At 61.2% G+C, this 19,420-nt stretch carries 12 protein-coding genes and 1 riboswitch; of the genes, 7 read left to right on the plus strand and 5 right to left on the minus strand.

The window, feature by feature from the left end; translation table 11 throughout:
• Positions 1-111: 111 nt before the first annotated feature.
• From HDE79_RS03890 to HDE79_RS03915, 6 genes are all read left to right on the plus strand, one after another.
• Positions 112-798 carry a response regulator transcription factor gene (locus tag HDE79_RS03890; RefSeq protein ID WP_179477853.1) on the plus strand — a complete coding sequence of 229 codons (687 nt, stop codon included), beginning with the start codon at positions 112-114 and terminating at the stop codon, positions 796-798.
• Complete coding sequence (locus HDE79_RS03895) at positions 782-2,065, plus strand: HAMP domain-containing sensor histidine kinase (protein ID WP_184600586.1); 1,284 nt, start codon at positions 782-784, stop codon at positions 2,063-2,065. The genes HDE79_RS03890 and HDE79_RS03895 overlap by 17 nt, the downstream gene beginning before the upstream one ends.
• A gap of 561 nt (positions 2,066-2,626) precedes the next feature.
• Entirely contained in the window at positions 2,627-6,685 is a 4,059-nt protein-coding gene (locus tag HDE79_RS03900; RefSeq protein ID WP_184600587.1) for a non-ribosomal peptide synthetase, read from the plus strand.
• Positions 6,686-6,707: 22 nt separating this feature from the next.
• Entirely contained in the window at positions 6,708-8,030 is a 1,323-nt protein-coding gene (locus tag HDE79_RS03905; protein WP_184601098.1) for a glycosyltransferase, read from the plus strand.
• Positions 8,027-10,294, plus strand: coding sequence for a penicillin acylase family protein (locus tag HDE79_RS03910; RefSeq protein ID WP_184600588.1), 2,268 nt, complete (start codon positions 8,027-8,029; stop codon positions 10,292-10,294). The genes HDE79_RS03905 and HDE79_RS03910 overlap by 4 nt, the downstream gene beginning before the upstream one ends.
• Positions 10,291-11,256, plus strand: a complete 966-nt coding sequence (locus tag HDE79_RS03915) for a glycosyltransferase (protein WP_184600589.1) — start codon at positions 10,291-10,293, stop codon at positions 11,254-11,256. The genes HDE79_RS03910 and HDE79_RS03915 overlap by 4 nt, the downstream gene beginning before the upstream one ends.
• A 278-nt stretch (positions 11,257-11,534) precedes the next feature.
• Here the strand turns inward: HDE79_RS03915 and HDE79_RS03920 are convergent, their stop codons facing one another.
• The 5 genes from HDE79_RS03920 to ahcY all read right to left on the minus strand — a co-directional run bounded on the left by HDE79_RS03920 (position 11,535) and on the right by ahcY (position 16,336).
• The gene (locus HDE79_RS03920; protein WP_184600590.1) at positions 11,535-12,452 is read right to left on the minus strand and encodes a branched-chain amino acid transaminase; all 918 of its coding nucleotides are present in this window, start codon (positions 12,450-12,452) and stop codon (positions 11,535-11,537) included.
• Positions 12,453-12,550: 98 nt separating this feature from the next.
• The gene (locus HDE79_RS03925; RefSeq protein ID WP_184600591.1) at positions 12,551-13,147 is read right to left on the minus strand and encodes a DUF4124 domain-containing protein; all 597 of its coding nucleotides are present in this window, start codon (positions 13,145-13,147) and stop codon (positions 12,551-12,553) included.
• Positions 13,148-13,169: 22 nt separating this feature from the next.
• On the minus strand, positions 13,170-13,994 hold the full coding sequence (gene metF, locus HDE79_RS03930; protein WP_184600592.1) for a methylenetetrahydrofolate reductase [NAD(P)H]: 825 nt from the start codon (positions 13,992-13,994) through the stop codon (positions 13,170-13,172).
• A 162-nt stretch (positions 13,995-14,156) separates the two neighbouring features.
• Entirely contained in the window at positions 14,157-14,681 is a 525-nt protein-coding gene (locus HDE79_RS03935) for a DUF4142 domain-containing protein (protein ID WP_184600593.1), read from the minus strand.
• A 224-nt stretch (positions 14,682-14,905) separates the two neighbouring features.
• A complete protein-coding gene (gene ahcY, locus HDE79_RS03940) occupies positions 14,906-16,336 on the minus strand; it encodes an adenosylhomocysteinase (protein ID WP_184600594.1) in 1,431 nt (476 codons plus the stop codon).
• 36 nt (positions 16,337-16,372) lie between these two features.
• Positions 16,373-16,494: riboswitch (S-adenosyl-L-homocysteine riboswitch) on the minus strand.
• Positions 16,495-16,573: 79 nt separating this feature from the next.
• Between ahcY and ppc the strand changes: the two genes are divergently transcribed.
• Positions 16,574-19,309, plus strand: coding sequence for a phosphoenolpyruvate carboxylase (ppc, locus tag HDE79_RS03945; protein ID WP_184600595.1), 2,736 nt, complete (start codon positions 16,574-16,576; stop codon positions 19,307-19,309).
• Positions 19,310-19,420 lie beyond the last annotated feature (111 nt).

The following is a 19,420-nucleotide window of genomic DNA, read 5'->3' on the forward strand; positions in this document are numbered from 1 at the left end:
TCGCGCGGCGTCCGATTCAGTTTCGCGTGGTATTTGGCGGGATTCCTCGCACCAAGCTTGTTAAGCTTGCAGCCTCAGCCGTTCCGTGCAACGGCTGCGTAGGAGTGATGCATGCGCGTTCTGGTGATCGAAGACAACAGCGATATCGCGACTAACATCGGCGATTATCTGGAAGACCGCGGCCACGTGGTCGATTTCGCCGGCGACGGTGTCACCGGCTTGCATCTGGCGGTGGTGCACGATTTCGACGTGATCGTGCTGGACCTCACCTTGCCCGGCATGGACGGGTTGGAAGTGGCGCGCAAGCTGCGCCATGAAGCGCACAAGCAGACGCCGATCCTGATGCTGACGGCGCGTGATGCGCTGGAACAGAAGCTGATCGGATTCGAATCCGGCGCAGACGACTACATGACCAAGCCGTTCGCGCTGCAGGAAATTGCGGCACGGCTCGAAGTGCTGGCGCGTCGCGGTAAAGGTCCGCAGAGCCGCGTGCTGAAAGTGGCTGACCTCACGTTCAACCTCGATACGCTGACGGTGAATCGCGAAGGCAAGTCGATCCAGCTCAACCCGATCGGCCTGAAGCTGCTGCAGGCGCTGATGGAGGCCAGTCCATCGGTGGTGACAAGACAGGATTTGGAGCAACGTGTGTGGGGCGAGGAGTTGCCGGATAGCGACTCTTTGCGCGTGCATATCCATGGCTTACGCGCGGCGATCGACAAGCCGTTCGAGAAGCCTTTGATTCACACGCGGCACGGCATTGGCTATCGGATGGTCGAGCCGGATGCAGTCCAGGCGTAAGCTTCGCTTTCGATTGATTGTCTCGTTCGCGCTGTTTGGTTTCGGCCTCAGTGCGACGTTCGCCATAGCTGCACTTTACGTGCGGGCGAAGGTCGAGAATCAGCTGATCAATGACAGCATGCAGAACGATGTCGACCAAGCAGTCGACAACGCCATCGAACACCCCGATCGGCCGTTCGAATCCGAGTTGATCGAGGGATGGGTCAAGAGTGACCGAACGCTCTACAAGATGCCACTTTCTTGGCAGGACTTGGGCAGTGGTGTTCATGACATCCAGGAGACGGACGCCGAGGGTAAGAGCAAGCATTACAAACTGGCGGTTCGACGCAAAAATGGCATCATCGGTTTCACCCGTTATGACATCAGTCGCGAGGATCTGGGCAAGCGCCAGCTGATTACATCATTGATCGGCGCAGTGGTTATTTTCAGCCTTGTATCGCTGGGTATTGGTCTGTGGCTCTCGCGCAAAGTCCTCAAACCGGTTACCGAGCTTGCGCAACGATTGCGCGGTTTTCGTAAAGCCGGCAAAGCCGAGCCACTGGCAGTGCATTTCGCCGATGACGAAGTGGGCGAGCTGGCGCATGCGCTGGACGAATACTCCGAACGACTTACCGCGATGGTCGAGCGCGACCGCGAATTCAATTCCGACGTAAGCCACGAGCTGCGCACGCCGTTGGCAGTGATCGCCAGCACGACGGAACTGCTGCAGGGTTCGTCTGACCTCAGCGAAAAAATCAGCGAGCGCCTGAAGCGCATCGAGCGTGCATCTCGTCAGGCGACCGAGCTGATCGAAGCGCTGCTTTTGCTGTCCCGTGCCGAACGGCGCGGGCCGACGCGTGGCGAAACCACCGAGGTGGGCAAGGTGGCCTCTGACGTGATCGAGAGCCAGCGGCCGCAGATGCGCGGCAAGCCGATTGAGATCGAATTGATTGTCAATGCCCCGGTGACCGTCAATGCGCCGGCATCGGTACTATCGGTGGCGCTCACCAACCTCATTGGTAACGCGATCAAGTACACGCTGGAAGGCAGCGTGCGCGTCGAGGTTGGTAATAGCCGTATCGAAGTGATCGACACCGGCCCCGGCATCAAGCCGGAGGACGCCGAACGGCTTTTCCAACGCGGTGTACGTGGCGAAGGCGCTGGCGGCAGCGGTGCGGGTCTCGGTCTGGCGATTGTCCGCCGGTTGTGCGAGCTCTACGGTTGGGACGTATCGATGCGTCCGCGTAGTGATGCCAACGGCGCGATAGCGAGCATCGTTTTCAAATAGTGCTTCACGCTGCCGGCCGCGCAAGGCGGTCGGGGTTCGTAATGTCGAGTACCGCACAGGAACGGTACGAAATATTGCTGCATCGCACAATATGTGACCGACCGCACGTAGTGTCGGTGGACATGAGTGGACTGAGTGTTGACACTCTGTATCAAAGACGGATGGTTACTTGTCCCGGCATAGCATGGAAAGTGGGTGTCCATTTGCTATCAGGCTTTCGGTGAGATGTCTTTCCATCTGGTGATTTGATCGGCAGATCTGCTGCTGGTGACGGCTCTCCTTTGAATATCCGGATTTCCTGAAGATCCGGAAATAAAACAACGTTACAGACGATTTAAGTGTCGCCGCACCGGCCACGCGATGGATTCGTGTGGCTTGTTGAAACAGCAGCACAAGGAACTACGAAGGCAGGTGCAGTGGCGAATACCGGGATTCCATATCACCAGATCGCAACGAGATAACGACGGCCGATGCAGGTGATGTGCAGCGATACAGGATCGTCGTGACTGCACGTTCGATCGAATGGGTACGGCTGAGCAGACATCGAAGGAAGGATGTGAGATGAATGAGTACGAGGATGCTTCGTTACCGTTGACCACAGCGCAACGTGGTCTGTGGGTCGGCCAGAAAATTGCGGCCGCCGATACCACCATGAATATTGCCGAGGCGGTCGAAATCTGCGGCCCGGTGGATCCTGCACTATTCCAACGGGCGCTGTCGCAGGTGACCTGCGAAGCGGACACCTTGCGTGTTTGCATCGTCGAACAGAACGGCAAGCCGAGACAGATCATCCGGCCAATCTACCAAGGCGAGTTTCCGTTCATTGACGCCAGTCACGAGGCCGATCCGGAGGCCGCCGCAAAAGCCTGGATGAACGATGAAATCATCCGGCCGGTCGACCTGGCGCGCGATGCGTTGTGGGTGAGTGCGCTGATCAAGCTCGCCGATGACCGTTACTACTGGTACCAGCGCGCGCATCATGCGGTGTACGACGGTTATAGCGGCGGCATGGTTGCGCGCCGGGTGGCCGAGCTCTATACGGCCTACGCCGAGGGGCGTGAGCCAGCGCCGAGCGGATTCGGTTCGCTGCATACCCTGATCGAGGGCGAGGCTGTTTATCGAGACTCGGATCGCTTCCGTCGCGATCGCGAATACTGGAAAGAACAGCTCGCCCAGTTGCCCGAGGCGGTTACCTTGTCGCGTAACACCCGTCGGCGCAGCATGGGTGGTCTGCTGCGCAGTATCGGTCATCTCTCAGTCGAGACGACACAGCGTCTGGGTGAGCTGGGCAAGCTTACGGCGGCGAGCTTGCCGCAAGTACTGATCGGCCTGGTCGCTGCCTACTATCATCGCGCTACCGGCGCCAACGACCTGGTCATGGGCATGCCGGTTTCCGGACGCATCAATGCCACTCTGCGTGGCGCACCCGGAATGGTTGCGAACGCGGTAAGCATTCGCCTCTTCTTTACGCCAGAAATGACGGCGGCGGAGCTGTTTGCGCAAGTGTCGAAGACCGTGCGGCAGTCGTTGCGGCACCAGCAGTACCGGTATGAGGATTTACGCCGTGACCTTGGCCTGATCAGCGAAGGCCAGCACATTGCCTGGCTGGGTGTGAACATCGAACCGTTTGACTATCAACTCAACTTCGCCGGTGCGAGTTCCATCGCGCACAACATGTCCAATGGTTCGGCGGAAGACCTCACGGTCTTCGTCTACGACCGTGGCAACGATAGCCCGCTGCGCTTCGATTTCGACGCCAACCCCGCGCTGTATTCGATGGCCGAACTTGACGAACACCGGCGTCGGCTGGTGCGCCTGATCGAAGCCGTGTTGGCCGATCCGACACAGCCGCTGCGGCAGATCGACATACTTGGCGAAGAAGAGCGCCAGCGCCTGCTGGTCGACTGGAACGACACGGCGGCGGCGTTGTCCGAGCAGCGCCTGCCAACACTGGTCGCGCGTCATGCGCAGCTGACGCCGCAAGCGCCGGCGGTGGTATTCGAAAACAACGTCATCAGCTATCGCGAACTGCATGCACGCAGCGTCAGTCAGGCCCGCCAGTTGCTCGCCGATGGCGTGGAGCCGGGAGACGTAGTAGCGGTGGCCTTGCCGCGCAGCGAGCAACTGCTGGTTGTGCTGCTGGCGATCATGCGGACCGGTGCGGCGTATCTGCCGATCGATCTGGACAGCCCGGCTGAGCGTACGGCGCTGGTGCTGGCCGATGCGTCGCCGATCGTGCTGATCGCTCGGCCCGAAATGCACGCGCGTTTTGCTCTCGGTGGCTTGCTGCTGCTGGCGCCGGAAGAACTGGATACATCATCAAGCGAAACGCTATCTAGCGAGACCTTGTACGAGCCTGATCTCAGCGTAGCGGAAAGCACGGCGTATGTGCTCTACACCTCAGGTTCCACCGGCCGGCCCAAGGGTGTGGAAGTCACTCATCGCAATCTGGGCAATTTCCTGCAAGGTATGCAGGATCAGCTCAAGCCGGTGGCAAGCGATCGCTTTTTGGCCGTGACTACGGTGATCTTCGATATTGCCGGACTCGAACTGTATCTGCCGCTCACCGTTGGCGCGCAAGTGGTGATGGCCAGTTGCGAAGCAGTGCGCAATCCACCACTGCTGGCGCAGCTTATTCAACGCAGCGCTGCCACCCACGTGCAGGCCACGCCATCGTTGTGGCGCGTGCTTCTGACGAGTGCGGAAACGAAACTGGACGGCGTGCATGCACTGGTGGGTGGTGAAGCGCTCAGTGCGGAACTGGCTGGCCGCCTGCAGCGTCATGCTGCGCGTGTCACGCAGTTCTACGGCCCGACTGAAACCACCGTATGGTCGACGGCATTCGAACTGGGCAGCCTCGACCAGGCGCCGCCATCGATTGGCCGGCCCATCCTCAACACCCGGCTCTATGTGCTCAATGAAGATCGCCAGCCCGTGCTGACCGGTGCGATTGGCGAGCTGTATATCGGCGGCGCCGGTGTCGCCAAGGGTTATCTCAATCGTCCACAACTTACCGAGGAGCGTTTCCCGGCAGATCCATTCATGGCCGATGGCAGCCGGATGTATCGCACCGGCGATCTGGTGCGCTGGAGCGATGATGGCTTGCTGAGTTTCATCGGGCGCGCGGATGGTCAGGTGAAAGTCCGCGGCCATCGCGTCGAGTTGGGTGAAATCGAAGCCCAACTGCTCGAGCATGTCGCCATCACGGCGGCCGCCGTTGCCGCGCATCGCGATGCGGAAGGCATCGTCACGCTAGCCGGTTATCTGGTGGTGTCAGCTGGCGCCATCATCGATACCGATGCTATGCGTGTCTATCTGTCCAGCCGATTGCCGGAATACATGATGCCGGCCAGCTTCATGCTGCTTGATGCGTTACCCCTGACACCGAACGGCAAGTTGGACCGCAAGGCATTGCCGCAGCCCGAGCGGCAATCCCGCGCGGCCTATGTCGAGCCAGTGACCCAGATCGAGCAGAAACTGGCGGCGCTGTGGCAGCAGATTCTTGGGCTGGAGCGAGTGGGTCTGCACGACAATTTCTTCGAGATCGGTGGTGATTCACTGAGCGCGGCAGAAATGCTTGCGCGTTTCCCCGAGCATTTCTCCATGGAGTTGCCGCTAAGCAGCTTGTTCGAGGCCTCTACCATCGCTGGTTTGGCCGGCTATCTGCAGCGTGCGGATAGCCAGAGCGATCCACTGGGTTCATTGCTGCCGCTGCGTCTGTCGCAACAGCAGCGGCCGCTGTTCTGTATCCACCCGGTGGTCGGTGTCAGCTGGGGCTACGCCAACATGCTGCGCCATCTGGACGCCAAGCTGCCAGTCTATGGCCTGCAATCGCATGGCCTGCGCGGCAAGACGTCGTTGCCTGAAAGCATCGAGGAAATGGCGGCGGATTATCTGGTGCAGATTCGGCACAAACAGCCACACGGGCCGTATCGTCTGCTGGGCTGGTCGCTGGGCGGCCTGATTGCGCACGCCATCGCGGCACAGCTGCAAGCTCAGGGCGAGCACGTGGAATGCCTGGCGATGATGGATTCGTATCCCTTTGTTACCGATGATGCGCAAGCATGCATTGACGAAGCGCGCGAAGTACAGGCGATCCTGCACTTCCTCGGCTTCCATCAGTTGGCCAGAGACAACCCGCCCGTAAACATGGATGCGTTGAGCGATGCGCTATGCCGCGAATACGACGTGTTTTCGGCGCCGCTGGTGCAGGAGATCATGAAGAGCGACCCGCAGCTGATCGATCACGTATCGGCGGTGACCCGCAACAATCTGCGGCTGGCCCGGCAATACGTGCCGCAGCTGATCGATGCCGACTTGCTGTTCTTCCATGCCACCGCCAATGAACCGGTTGAGCTGGACGGATTGCTGCAATATCACCCGCGGGCATGGCGGTCGTTTGTGGGCGGCCGGATCGAGACACACGAGATCGATTGCCATCATCAGAACATGCTGGAAGCCGGGCCGGCGGGACAGATCGGTGGCCTATTGCAGCAAAAGCTGACGGCTTTGCACGCAGCGAAGTCGGCGCTGCCAACCCTGCTGCGCCAGGCTGTCGTGCCAGAGCCCATGAGGACGGTCGATCGTGAAATGGCCGATCTGGGGGCGGTTTGTGTCTGATCTGAAGGGCATACGCGCACCCATCGCGATCTTTACCATCGGCACGCAGGGCGATATACGGCCTTGCGTAGCTCTGGGGCAGGGCTTGCAGCGCGCTGGCTATCCGGTGCGCATCGTCACCAGCGATAATTTTGCCGAGCTGGTTCGTGGCGCCGGGCTGGAGTTTTTCCCGCTGACCAGCAATTTCCAGACACTGCTGGAGGCCGATCGCAGCATTGCCGATCAGGGTCTGAATATGCGCGCGATGGCGCGTACCTTCCGCGACTGTTTTGCAGATTGGGCCACCCACTGGGTTGAGGAGGGCATGGCCGCGAGCGATGGCGCGGGCCTGTTGATCGGTGTCGGCAACAGCACCTTGCTGGCGCAATCGCTGGCCCAGCGGCGCGGCCTGCCGTTCGTGCGCGCGCAGTTACAACCGCTGACGCCGTCGAAAATTCTGCCGCCGATGGTGCTCGCTGGTACTCGCAGCCAATTGCCCGGTGCCTTGAGCATGGGCGCCTACCATCTGCTGCGCTTGCTGGTGTGGAAGGTGATGCGCCCGGCGATCAACGGCATCGTCCGGCCTCAGCTTGGTCTGCGCGGCTATCCCTGGTATGGGCCGTATTTCAATGAAGGCGAGGCGCGTGGCCGGGTGATTTACGGTTTCAGCCAGCACGTGTTGCCGCGACCGGCCGATTGGCCGGGCACGGCGCAAGTGGCCGGTTACTGGTTTCTCGACCAACCGCAATGGCAGCCATCGGATGCCTTGCGCGACTTCCTCGAGAGCGGTCCCAGGCCGTTGTATATCGGCTTCGGCAGCATGGTTAGTAGCGATGCCATGGGATTCACCAGGAAGATACTGGATGGCGTGCGCAAGAGCGGTCAGCGTGCCGTGCTGGCCACCGGTTGGGGCGGCCTGGATGGCGCTGACGGTGCACAAGACGAGCAGACTTTCTTTCTGCGCCATGCGCCACACGACCAACTGTTTCCGCTGATGTCGGCTGCCGTGCATCACGGTGGTGCGGGCACCACAGCTGCCGCCGCGCGGGCGGGCATTCCCTCGGTGATCGTACCGTTCTATGGCGATCAGCCGTTCTGGGCGCGCTGTCTCAACCGTCAGGGTGTGGCACCGCCCGCGCTGGATCGGCTGAACCTGAGCGCGGACGCCCTGGCAAGCGCCTTGGTGGCCACGCAACAGCCGTCGATGCAGCAGGCCGCGACAGTGCTTGGACAGGCTATCCGCGCCGAAGATGGCGTGGCCGCAGCGGTGCGCTATCTACAGGCCTGGGGCTTGCTGGATGCATCGGCAGAAGCTTTATCCAGTGCGGTGACCGCGGCCTATGCGCCGGTGCGGAGCGCGGCGTGAAATGGGGCTGGTCTAACCTGCTCGGCGGCATCGGCGTGGCGGCGGTCGTGCTTGGCAAAGCGGCATACGGCCGCAAGCCCAAGTTGCGCAGCCTGGAGCAACGCCTGGCTATGTTGCCGTGCACGGGTACACCGGTAACCGATGCGGTCACGATCCGCTGGAATGAATACCAGATACCTTTTATCGAAGCGTCCAGCGACAACGATCTGATGGTCGCGCTGGGCATGGTGCATGCGCATCTGCGGCTGGGCCAGATCGAGCTGATGCGGCGTATCGCCTATGGCCGTGTCGCGGAGATGATCGGTCCACTAGGCATCGAGGTGGATCGTTCATTGCGCCTGTTCGATGTCGGTCGCGCCGTGCCACAGATGCTGGCCGCGCTGTCGTCGGAAGATCGGCAACTGGCTGAGAGCTTCGTCGCCGGCATCAATCATGTACTGCTCGACGGCGGTGAGAAGCCCGCCGAGTTCAAGCTGCTCAACATGCGTGTCGAACCTTGGACGCTGACCGATCTGCTCACCTTCGGCCGGCTGGCCTCCGCAGATATCGGCTGGTTGGTCTGGCTACGGTTGTTGCCGTTGCGCGAGCGATTGGCGCCCGATGTGTGGGCCGCATTGTGGCCGCGGTTGCTGGCCGGTGAGATGCCGGCGACGGCCGCCGCCAGCGAGCGCGATCTGGCTGGCCGGGCGATCACCGCGATGCTGCGCAGCGGCAGCAACTCTGCTGCTATTGCAGCGCACCGCAGCCGCAGCGGCGCGGCGATGATTGCCAGCGATCCGCACCTGCCGCTGAGTTTGCCCAATGCCTGGCTGATTGCAGGCATGCATTCGCCCGGGTTTCACTGTGTGGGCCTGATGATGCCGGGACTGCCGTTCCTGCTGCTTGGTCGCAATCGCTGGATCGCCTGGGGTGGCACCAGCCTGCATGCGCAAGGCAGCGATCTGTTCGATGTGTCTGAGGTGCCGTCGGCGGCAATGCGCGAACGCACTGAGACGGTTCATGTACGCGGCGCACGCACGCGTCGGTTGCGCTTGCGCGAGAGTGAGTTCGGGCCGATCGTTTCCGACGGCGCGCTGTTGTCCTCAGGGCAGACCCTGGCCATGCGCTGGGTCGGTCATCGCCCCAGCAGCGAGTTGAGTGCCATGCTCGGCGTGGCGCGCGCGCGCGACTGGGACTCCTGGAGTCAGGCCTTGCGCAGTTACGGCGTATCCGGTGCCAATCTGGTGTTTGCCGGCAGCGATGGGCGGGTAGCGCATGTGCTGGCGGCGCATTTGCCCAGGCGCCCGCTGCAGCGGCCGACGGATCTGGTGTTGCCGACGCAGGCTGCTTCGCACTGGGAACAGATCGCCGATATCACGGCGATGCCGCTCCGGTTCGATCCGCCGGAAGGCTTCGTCGCTTCGGCCAACGAGCCGCCGCGCGGCGGTGATTTTCCCGTGGGTTATTTCTTCGCACCGCCCGATCGCGCCGAGCGTCTGGCGACCTTGCTGGGTGGGGATAAGCTGCTCGACGTTGACGATCTGCGCCGGTTGCAACGCGACGTCGCCGGGTCCGGCAGCCTTCGTATGCGCGATCTGCTGCTGACGGCGCTGCCCTTGCTCCCGCGTGCGGCCGCATCGCAGCGTTTGCGTGAGGTGTTGCGGCAATGGAATGGCGACTATGCCGCCGATTCGGCCGGTGCACTGGCTTTTGAACTGTTGCTGGCCGGCGTGGCAAAGCGTTTGAGCAACAAGCGTTATCTGAGTGCCTACCAGACCGTGTGGATGACCCAGCGTCTGTTGCGACAGGATTTCGCCGCGCTACCCGACGCGGTGCTGCGCCGTGCGGTTGAACGCGCTTTGCCGGCCGCGGCACGGCAGTTGGGCCGCTACGCACGCTGGGGTGCGATGCATCGGATCCGCTTGAAGCATCCGCTTGGCTATCTGCCCGGTCTCGGGCGTTTTTTCAATGCGCCGGCGTTCGCGGCGGAGGGTGGCAACAACACCGTGCACAAAAGCGGGCATTCGTTGAGTGGCGGAGTGCACGAGGCCAGCTTCGGTTCCTGTGCGCGGCACATCTCCGATCTGTCCGATCTGGACGCCAACGATTTCGTGCTGCTGGGAGGTCAGGATGGCTGGGCGGGCAGTGCCAACTATCTCGATCAAACTGCGCTTTGGCAGCGCGGAGATTACATCCGGGTGCCGATGCGCCCGGAAAGTGTGCGTGCCGCTTTCACTCATATCACGGTATTGGAGGCGGCGCTGATGCCAGTACCTGCGCCATGAAAAGTTTCGGCCTGATCTTCGTGCTTTATCAGCCGTCCGGAGAGTTTCTGCATAACTTGCAGAAAGCGCGTGCCATCTGCGACAACGTCATAGCCGTCGACAACTCGCCCGAGGCAGACATGCGTTTGCACGAGCGGCTGTGCGGGCAAGGCATGCAGGTACTCTACAACTACAACGACGGCGGGCTTGCCGGCGCCTACAACAAGGGCGCCCAGTTGCTGCTGGCGCAGCAGTGCGACGTGATCTTTCTGCTGGATCAGGATTCAGATATCGACGCATCGTTCTTCAGCAAGATGATGCATGCCTGCGAAGCATTGGGCACGGATACCTTCCTGGTCGGCCCGAAAATCCACGAGATCAACCTGCAGAAGTGCATGCCGGTGATACCGCCCGGCAAGCGTTTTCCGAAGCCGTTGCGCATCGACGAGCAGACCGAAGGAATGTTCCCCACGCTGTTCATCATCTCCTCCGGCTCGGCCATTTCGGCGCAGGCCTACCGCAACCTCGGCGCGTTCAGAGAAGACTATTTCATCGAGTACATCGACATCGAATACAGCTTGCGCGCATCCAGTCAGGGTGTGCCGGTATACATGAATGCCGCGGTGATGATGCGCCAGACCGCCGGCGACATCGAGCAACATGGCAAGTTGTACACCACCAACCATGTAGCATGGCGGCGCTACTACCGCGCACGCAACGGAGTGCATTGCCTGCGCTTGTACCGGGCGCATTGGGGACTGCACTGGTTGAGCGGATTGCTGGCGATCCATCAGGGCTACTGCGTGCTGCTGTTCGAGCCGCAGAAACTGCGCAAGATCGTTGCGATAGCCTGCGGGTATATCGATGGGCTCTTGGGCAGGCTGGGCACGTTCGAACAACGACATCCGCGGATCGCCGCTTTCTGCAAGAAACCGGCGCGCAAGCACGAGCCCGTCAGTTCTGCCGCTGCGGCTGAATCGTGAGCGCAATGAAAAGAAAGCTTGCCAACCTCAAGTACCTGATCGAAAGCAATATCGCTTTCGTCATCTGTCTGCAAGAAACGATTGCCGCAGAATAGTTGCGTGCGTCGCTGGAGCGGGTGTAGCTATTCCGTGCCGCATTCGCTTGTGAGCAGCGAACGCGGCACGGTTTACTACGAACCGGATAAGACGGGTGCGATTCCGTTACGCGTCGTCCAGCGCGAGGCTATGGACGAAGCCGCCGATGATGTTTGCACGCGGCACTGTCGGGTCGAATAGGTTCAGACCGGCTCGAGCCAGCCCCAGCGATCGTTGGTGCGGCCATCGAACAGGCCGAAGAACAGTTCCTGCAAGCGACGGGTCACGCGGCCGGCCTTGCCTGCGCCGACCTGCTTGCCGTCAACCGAGCGGATGGGCGTGATCTCGGCCGCGGTGCCGCACATCAGGATCTCGTCGGCAAGATAGAGGTATTCACGCGGGATATCGCGCTCGACCACTTCAATGCCATCTTCGCGGGCCAATGTCTTCAGCGTATCGCGGGTGATGCCCGCCAGGATCGATGCGCTGGCCGGCGTGGTGTGCAGCACACCGTCGAATACCAGGAACAGGTTTTCCCCGGCGCCTTCGCTCAGCAGGCCGGTGGAAGCCAGCGCGATGCCTTCACCAAAACCCAGCCGGCGCGCTTCGCGGGCGATCAGTTGACCCGACAGATAATTGCCGCCGGCCTTGGCGCCCGCCGGGATGGTGTTGGGCGCGAAACGCTGCCAGCTCGAGACGCAGGCATCGATGCCGTTTTCCAGTGCTTCGGCACCAAGGTAAGGACCCATCGGCCAAGCGGCTACCGCCACATCGATCGGCGTTTCGGCGGACAGGCCAAAACCACCCAGTCCACGATAAGCGACCGGTCGCAGATACGCCGCACCCAGCTCGTTTTTCTTGATCACATCACGGCAGGCCGCGGCCAGCTCATCAGCAGTATGTGGCAGCACCATGTCGTAAATGCGTGCCGACTGGTAAAGCCGATTCAGATGGTCGGTCAGTCGGAAAATGGCCGCGCCGTCGGGCGTCGCGTAGCTACGGATGCCTTCGAATACGGAGGAACCGTAATGCAGCGCATGCGACATCACGTGGGTGGTCGCTTCCTGCCAAGGTTTGATCTTGCCGTTCTGCCAGATCCATTCCGGGTACTGCTGCGCCATGACGGTTCTCCAATGGGGACCGCGCATGATAGCTGCTGAGTGGTTGTACGGCATGTGTATGGCACGGTGAACTGAGTCAGCGGCCAGATCGGTCCGCCTCAGTCGGCGTTGCGCAGCCACAGGCAACCCGAACGGCGCACGATGCCGTAACGCAGTTCTCGTGGGTTACCACTGCCGTCGTTGCCGGCCAGATGCAGGACCAACTCGTTACCAGAGACTGGTGCCTCGGCAGCGTTATCTGTCGTCGACGGATCGCTGTTGCTGGTCGGCGAAGCGTCGGCATTCTCGGGTGGCCCGGCGTCCAGCAGCGGTTGCTGCATCAATGCACTGAGCGCGCGAATGTCGGCAACGGCGGCGCTACCGCCGTAACCATTCCAAAGCATCAGCCCCGCCATGCGGTTTGCGTTGTGGTTGGCGAAGGCATCGATCACGCTCTGCCGCAATTCGTTGAAGGTTCCGGCGCAGAGAACCGGCGGTGGCTCAGCCGGTGTGGAGGCAATCGTTGCGGTATGGGTGACGTCATCACTGGGTTTGGCCGCAGCATGTATCGTGGTGGCCTGCATGGCGGCGCAGGTCTGGTCGGTAAACAGCGCATTGCCGTTCGCGCCGATGCAGCGATGAATATCCGTCTGCGCCCTGCCGGGCATGGCCCAGAGAATCAGAACGAACCACAGCAATGTTGTCAGCAGGCGCATGACAACAGCATAGCCGCTCGGTTCAAACCAGTTGCTGCAGCACCGACTGGGTCGCCTTGGCGCGGTTGAGCGTGTAGAAATGCAGCCCCGGCGCGCCGCCGTCGAGCAGGCGGCGGCACAGCTGTGCGACGACTTCGGCACCGAGCGCTCGCACCGACTCGGCATCGTCGCCGTGAGCCTGCATACGTTTGGCGATCCAGCGCGGAATTTCGGCACCGCACATTTCCGAGAACCGCCGCAATTGACTGTAGTTGGCGATCGGCATGATGCCCGGCACGATCGGCACATTCACACCCAGCTTGCCGGCATCGTCAATGAAGCGGAAATAGGCATCGGCGTTGAAGAAGTATTGGGTGATGGCACCATCGGCACCAGCATCGACCTTGGCCTTGAAGTGCTGCAGGTCCTTCAACGCGTTGTCCGCCTGCGGATGGGTTTCAGGGTAGGCAGCTACTTCGATATGGAAGTGATCGCCACTGTGCTGACGGATGAAAGCCACCAGTTCGACGGCATAGCGGAAATCGCCCGGAGTCGCCATGCCGGAAGGCAGATCACCGCGAAGCGCGACAATGCGTCGATAGCCGGCTGCCCGGTATTCGTCCAGCAGCGCGCCCAGTTCGGCGCGTGTTCCACCTACGCAGGACAGATGCGGTGCCACCGAGAGCCCATGCACCTTATTGAGATGCTGCACGGTTTCACTGGTGTAGCTCAAAGTCGAACCGCCGGCGCCGAAAGTTACGGAGGCGTACTCGGGCTGGTGAGCCTTTAACAACTGAGCGGCACGATCCATCTGTGCACGCTGTTCATCGGTCTTGGGCGGAAAGAATTCAAAGCTGATCGCCGGCATCACGTCGTGTCCAGATGGTGCAATGGCTCAAGTATATATCTCTTGTTCGCGATAGAGCGATATGGTTTGTGTGGGCTTTTCGTTAGCGGCTTTAATAGGGGCGGTCGCAGTGCTGCAAATAAGCGCACGCCGAGGCATCGCTGCTTCGACATACACCGACTTTCAGCTCTTCGTAACACCGTGCAGGGCGCCGATGTGACGCTTGACGATCAACACGGTCTCGGCCGCAAAGGCTTTCAGATCGGCGTTCTGCCCGGTCTTGGCTTCCTTGGCGAAAGCAGCACCGTCCAACGCATGGATCGTCTTCATCTCGGCGATGTAGGCATCGTCAAAAGCGTTGCCGGACAAGGCGTTGAGCTTGGCCACCCGTACGGTGAAATCGGCGTTCAGATCCGTTGGGAAGTCGTCGCCATTGGACGAGGCGATCGACTTCAGCTTGCTGCCGACCAGTTCGTGATCATGTACTTCGGTATGGGCCTGGTCCTTGACGTCCTGCGCCTGGGCCTTGTCTTCGGCGACCTTGCTTGCGGCCACTTCAAACATGCCGCCCTGCGACACCTTCGCCACGAAGGCCTGATCGCTTTTCGATAATGCGGGAGTATCCGCCAGCGCTGCTGCACTTGCGGTCAAACCAACGGCCAAAGCTAGGCCAAGCAGCAGTGGGAGTTTATTTTGCGATGTGCGCATGGTCTTTTCCTGTCGTCAATGGAGGAGGGTCATGGAGTGCTGGTGCTGATAAAGCGCCAGGCACAGCATTATTCGCACCGGATACGTGAAAAGCGCAGCAGCGTGACGCTATGGCATCGAGCCGCTGGGTGCACGTTCTTCTTGGAGGGCTATCCGATGACCGCGCGTAATAAAAAAGCCCGCCTTCGCAGGCGGGCTTCGTATCTTTCCAACAGCGGGAGAGATTAGTAGCGGTAATGCTCCGGCTTGTACGGGCCGTCCTTGTCCACGCCGAGGTACGCGGCTTGCGAGGTGGTCAAGGTGGTCAGTACCACGCCGATCTTTTCCAGATGCAGACGCGCGACTTCCTCGTCGAGCTTCTTCGGCAGGATATAGACCTTGGCTTCGTAGCTGTCCTTGTTCGCCCACAGGTCGATCTGCGCCAGCGTCTGGTTGGAGAACGAGTTGGACATCACGAAGCTCGGGTGGCCGGTGGCGCAGCCGAGGTTGACCAGGCGGCCTTCGGCCAGCAGGAAGATCGCGCGGCCGTCCTTGAAGGTGTACTTGTCGACCTGCGGCTTGATGTTGAGCTTGACCACGTCCGGGAAATTGTTCAGCGCATCGACCTGGATCTCGTTGTCGAAGTGACCGATGTTGCAGACGATGGCCTGATCTTTCATCTGGCTCAGGTGCTCGATGGTCAGCACGTCCTTGTTGCCGGTGGTGGTGACGTAGATGTCGCCGCGGCCCAGCGTGCTTTCGACGGTGTTGACCTCAAAGCCTTCCATCGACGCTTGCAGCGCGTTGATCGGATCGATTTCGGTCACCACCACACGTGCGCCATAAGCACGCAGGCTGTGCGCCGAACCCTTGCCGACGTCGCCGTAACCGCAGACCACAGCCACCTTGCCAGCCAACATCACGTCCATCGCGCGCTTCAGGCCATCGGCCAGCGACTCGCGGCAGCCGTACAGGTTATCGAACTTCGACTTGGTGACCGAGTCGTTGACGTTGATGGCAGGCACCAGCAGCGACTTGGCCTCGACCATCTGGTACAGGCGATGCACGCCGGTGGTGGTTTCTTCGGAGACACCCTTCCAGTCCTTGACCACGGTGGTCCAGAAGCCGGGGCGCTCTTTCGCCACGCGCTTGAGCAGGTTCTTGATCACGCCTTCTTCGTGTGAGGAAGCCGGCTCGTCGACCCACGTCGAACCTTTCTCCAGCTCGTAGCCCTTGTGGATCAGCAGGGTGACATCGCCGCCGTCGTCAACGACCAGTTCGGGCCCCTTGCCACCCGGGAAGGTCAGCGCATCCAGTGTGCAGTCCCAGTATTCCTCCAGCGTCTCGCCCTTCCAGGCGAACACCGGCGTGCCGGTCGCGGCGATCGCGGCGGCAGCGTGGTCCTGGGTCGAGAAGATGTTGCACGAGGCCCAGCGCACGTCGGCGCCGATGTCCTTCAGCGTCTCGATCAGCACGGCGGTCTGAATGGTCATGTGCAGCGAACCAGTCACGCGCACGCCATTCAATGGCTTGGCGGTGGCGTACTTTTTGCGGATCGACATCAGGCCTGGCATCTCGTGCTCGGCGATGTCGAGTTCCTTGCGACCCCAATCGGCCAGGGAAAGATCGGCCACTTTATAGTCGACAGCGTCGACTTCTTTGCTAACAGCGTTCATGGATTGTCTCCGGTTAGTGCGAACGAATTCGCGTGTGGTAACCGGGCGCCGTTGTGAAACTTGCCGCACCGAGCCTGGCCGTTCTGAGTGTTTGCACCATGGTGCAGACGTTGCGGATGAAGCCGCATTCACGAACGGTCGCAGCGCCCCTCGGCGGACAGGGGAAAGAATTGATTATAGCTGACCACAGCGCCGCGTTGGATTGGTAGTCTTGGAGCCAACTGAACGGAGCCGTCCATGCCAGAAACTCGCGAAACCGAATCCTTGCCGCACGATGGTCCCCTACACGAAGACGTCAACCGGCTTGGCACACTGGTTGGCCTGATGCTGGCCGAACAGGGCGGTGAGGCCTTCTACCAGCGGGTGGAGTCGGTGCGTCAGGCCGCGATACGGCGCCGTCGCGAGGGTAATTCAGTGGTGGCGCTAGCCGATACGCTGGCTGGCCTGCAGGCCGACGATGCGGAGGCACTCGCGCGTGCCTTTGCTAGTTATTTTCAAGCGGTGAACATTGCTGAACGCGTTCACCGCATCCGCCGTCGACGTGAATACCAGCGTGATGGCACGTTTCCGCAGCCCGAGTCGCTGCTTGATGTTTTGACGCATCTCAAGGAGCAGGGTGTCAACGCGGACGAGTTGCTGGAATGGCTCGACCGCCTGCGGGTGGAACCGGTATTCACCGCGCATCCCACCGAAGCGGTGCGTCGGTCCTTGCTGGAAAAGGAGCAGGCGATCGTGCGTGCGCTGGTCGATAACTTCGACCCCACCCGCACGCCGCAGGAGCGACACGAGGATGATGACCGCATCTACATGGCGCTGTCGTCTGGCTGGCAAACCGCTGAAGCCTCACCGGTCAGCCCGACCGTGCAGGACGAACATCACCACGTCGGGTTCTATCTGGCCAATCCGATCTATCGCATCGTGCCGGCGCTGTATGAATCGCTGGCCCAGGCGTTGAAGACCATCTACGACGTCGCTGTGCCGCTGCCGCAGCTGCTCAGTTTTGCGACGTGGGTGGGCGGTGACATGGACGGCAACCCCAACGTGGGTGCCGCCACCATCGGCGCGAGTCTGGCAACCCAGCGTGCGCATGTGCTGGAACATTACGTCGAAGATATTTCGACGCTGGCTCGCCTGCTGAGTCAGACCGATCAGCGCGTACACGTGGACGAGGCATTGTCGCAGCGCCTGGCCGACTACCGTCAGCGCTTTCCGAAGGCTGCAGCAAGCATCCGCCCGCGGCACGCGGACATGCCATACCGCTGCCTCCTGACACTGATGGGCGCGCGGCTGCGGGCGACCGAAGACGATGTGCATCTGGAAGGCTATACGTCCGTTGACGAGTTGCAGGACGATCTCGAAATCATCGCTCGCAGCCTAGTGGATCATCACGGCGTACACGCGGGTGCCTATGCGGTAAAGCGGCTGATTCGGCGCGTGCGTACCTTCGGTTTCCATCTGGCGCGGCTGGACGTCCGCCAGGATTCGCGGGTGCACGATGAAGCCTTGTCAGCATTGTTCAGCGATCCGGACTGGCTCTCGCGGGACGTGGCCGATCGCGTCGAGCGACTGCAGCCATTCGCCAGCGGCGAGCGTGCGTTCGCGATGAGTGGAGACGCCAATGCGAAGACGCTGCACGATGTCTTCGCGACGCTGCATGATGCACGTACACGTTATGGCACCGATGCCATCGGGCTTTACATCATCAGCATGGCCCGCTCTGCTGCCGACGTGTTGGCGGTGCTGGCGCTGGCTCGTTATGGCGGGCTGGGTCATTCGCCTCAAGCCGATCAGGAAGCGAATGCAGAAAGCGTTGTACCGCTGGACATCGCGCCACTTTTCGAAACTGTCGATGATTTGAAAAATGCGCCGGCGACGCTGCGCGCACTGCTCGACGATCCGCTGTATCGCCAGCATCTCAGCGCGCGTGGCAATCGGCAGTGGGTGATGCTCGGTTATTCGGATAGTGGCAAGGATGCCGGCACGCTGGCTTCGCGCTGGGGGCTGCAGCGCGCGCAGGTGGAACTGCTGGAACTGGCCCAGGCTGCCGGCATTCGGTTGGCGTTTTTTCACGGTCGCGGTGGCTCGGCGAGCCGAGGCGGTGCGCGGATCACGCCGGCATTGATGTCGTCGCCGCGCGGGTCGGTAGCTGGCGTGTTGCGGGTGACTGAACAGGGCGAAGTCATCCATCGCAAGTACGGCATTCGCGCATTGGCGTTGCGAAATCTTGAGCAAACCGTCGGCGCCGTGTTGCGCGCGAGTCTGCGCCCGCGCGAAACCGAGCAGCGCGAAGAACAATGGGTTCAAATGATGGAGCAGCTTTCCGTCAATAGCCGCAAGGCCTATCGCCAACTGGTCGACCGCGAGCATTTCGTCGACTACTTCCGTACCGCGACGCCGATTGACGTGATCGAACGGATGACTCTTGGGTCACGTCCGGCCAGTCGGCGCAGCATGCGCGGCGTGCAGGATCTACGCGCGATCCCCTGGGTGTTTGCGTGGACGCAGTGCCGCTCGATCATCACCGGTTGGTACGGTCTGGGTTCGGCGCTGGAATACGGTGTCGCCGAATTCGGCGAAGACGCGCTGGGCGAGATGGCGCGTGACTGGCCGTTCTTCGCCAACTTGCTGGACGACGTGGAGATGGTGTTGGCCAAGTGCGACCTGGATATCGCCGAAGCGTTTTCGAAACTCGCCGGCCCGTTGCACGAGCCATTTTTCGCGTTGATCCGTGGCGAGTTCGAACGCACTTGTTACTGGCTGCTCAAACTCAAGCGCAGCGACCAACTGTTGCAGGGCGATCCTCGCCTGGCGTTGTCGATCCGCCTGCGCAATCCCTACGTCGATCCGATGAGCCTGCTGCAAGTGGATCTGCTTCGCCGCTGGCGCGACGGCGGCGCCACCGATGACAGCCTGCTCGCCGCGTTGGTGGCCTGCGTCAACGGCGTTTCCCAGGGGCTGCAGAATACCGGTTGATCATTTGTCGCCCCGGCATTCCATGAGCGGGCCAGTGGTTCGAGAAACTGCCCGCTAGACACATGTTTCTTCAACCCAATCGGCAACAGCCAGTTCAGTGCCACCGTGACG

Origin of the sequence: Rhodanobacter sp. MP1X3 (genome assembly GCF_014207165.1) — a bacterium.
In the GTDB taxonomy this organism is placed as follows: Bacteria; Pseudomonadota; Gammaproteobacteria; order Xanthomonadales; family Rhodanobacteraceae; genus Rhodanobacter.

Excerpts from the sequence above, each read along its gene's own strand:
- ahcY (WP_184600594.1), bottom strand. The coding sequence starts at position 16,336 with ATGAACGCTGTTAGCAAAGAAGTCGACGCTGTCGACTATAAAGTGGCC.
- HDE79_RS03915 (WP_184600589.1), top strand. The coding sequence starts at position 10,291 with ATGAAAAGTTTCGGCCTGATCTTCGTGCTTTATCAGCCGTCCGGAGAG.
- HDE79_RS03935 (WP_184600593.1), bottom strand. The coding sequence starts at position 14,681 with ATGCGCACATCGCAAAATAAACTCCCACTGCTGCTTGGCCTAGCTTTG.
- HDE79_RS03890 (WP_179477853.1), top strand. The coding sequence starts at position 112 with ATGCGCGTTCTGGTGATCGAAGACAACAGCGATATCGCGACTAACATC.
- metF (WP_184600592.1), bottom strand. The coding sequence starts at position 13,994 with ATGCCGGCGATCAGCTTTGAATTCTTTCCGCCCAAGACCGATGAACAG.
- HDE79_RS03895 (WP_184600586.1), top strand. The coding sequence starts at position 782 with ATGCAGTCCAGGCGTAAGCTTCGCTTTCGATTGATTGTCTCGTTCGCG.
- HDE79_RS03900 (WP_184600587.1), top strand. The coding sequence starts at position 2,627 with ATGAATGAGTACGAGGATGCTTCGTTACCGTTGACCACAGCGCAACGT.
- ppc (WP_184600595.1), top strand. The coding sequence starts at position 16,574 with ATGCCAGAAACTCGCGAAACCGAATCCTTGCCGCACGATGGTCCCCTA.
- HDE79_RS03925 (WP_184600591.1), bottom strand. The coding sequence starts at position 13,147 with ATGCGCCTGCTGACAACATTGCTGTGGTTCGTTCTGATTCTCTGGGCC.
- HDE79_RS03920 (WP_184600590.1), bottom strand. The coding sequence starts at position 12,452 with ATGGCGCAGCAGTACCCGGAATGGATCTGGCAGAACGGCAAGATCAAA.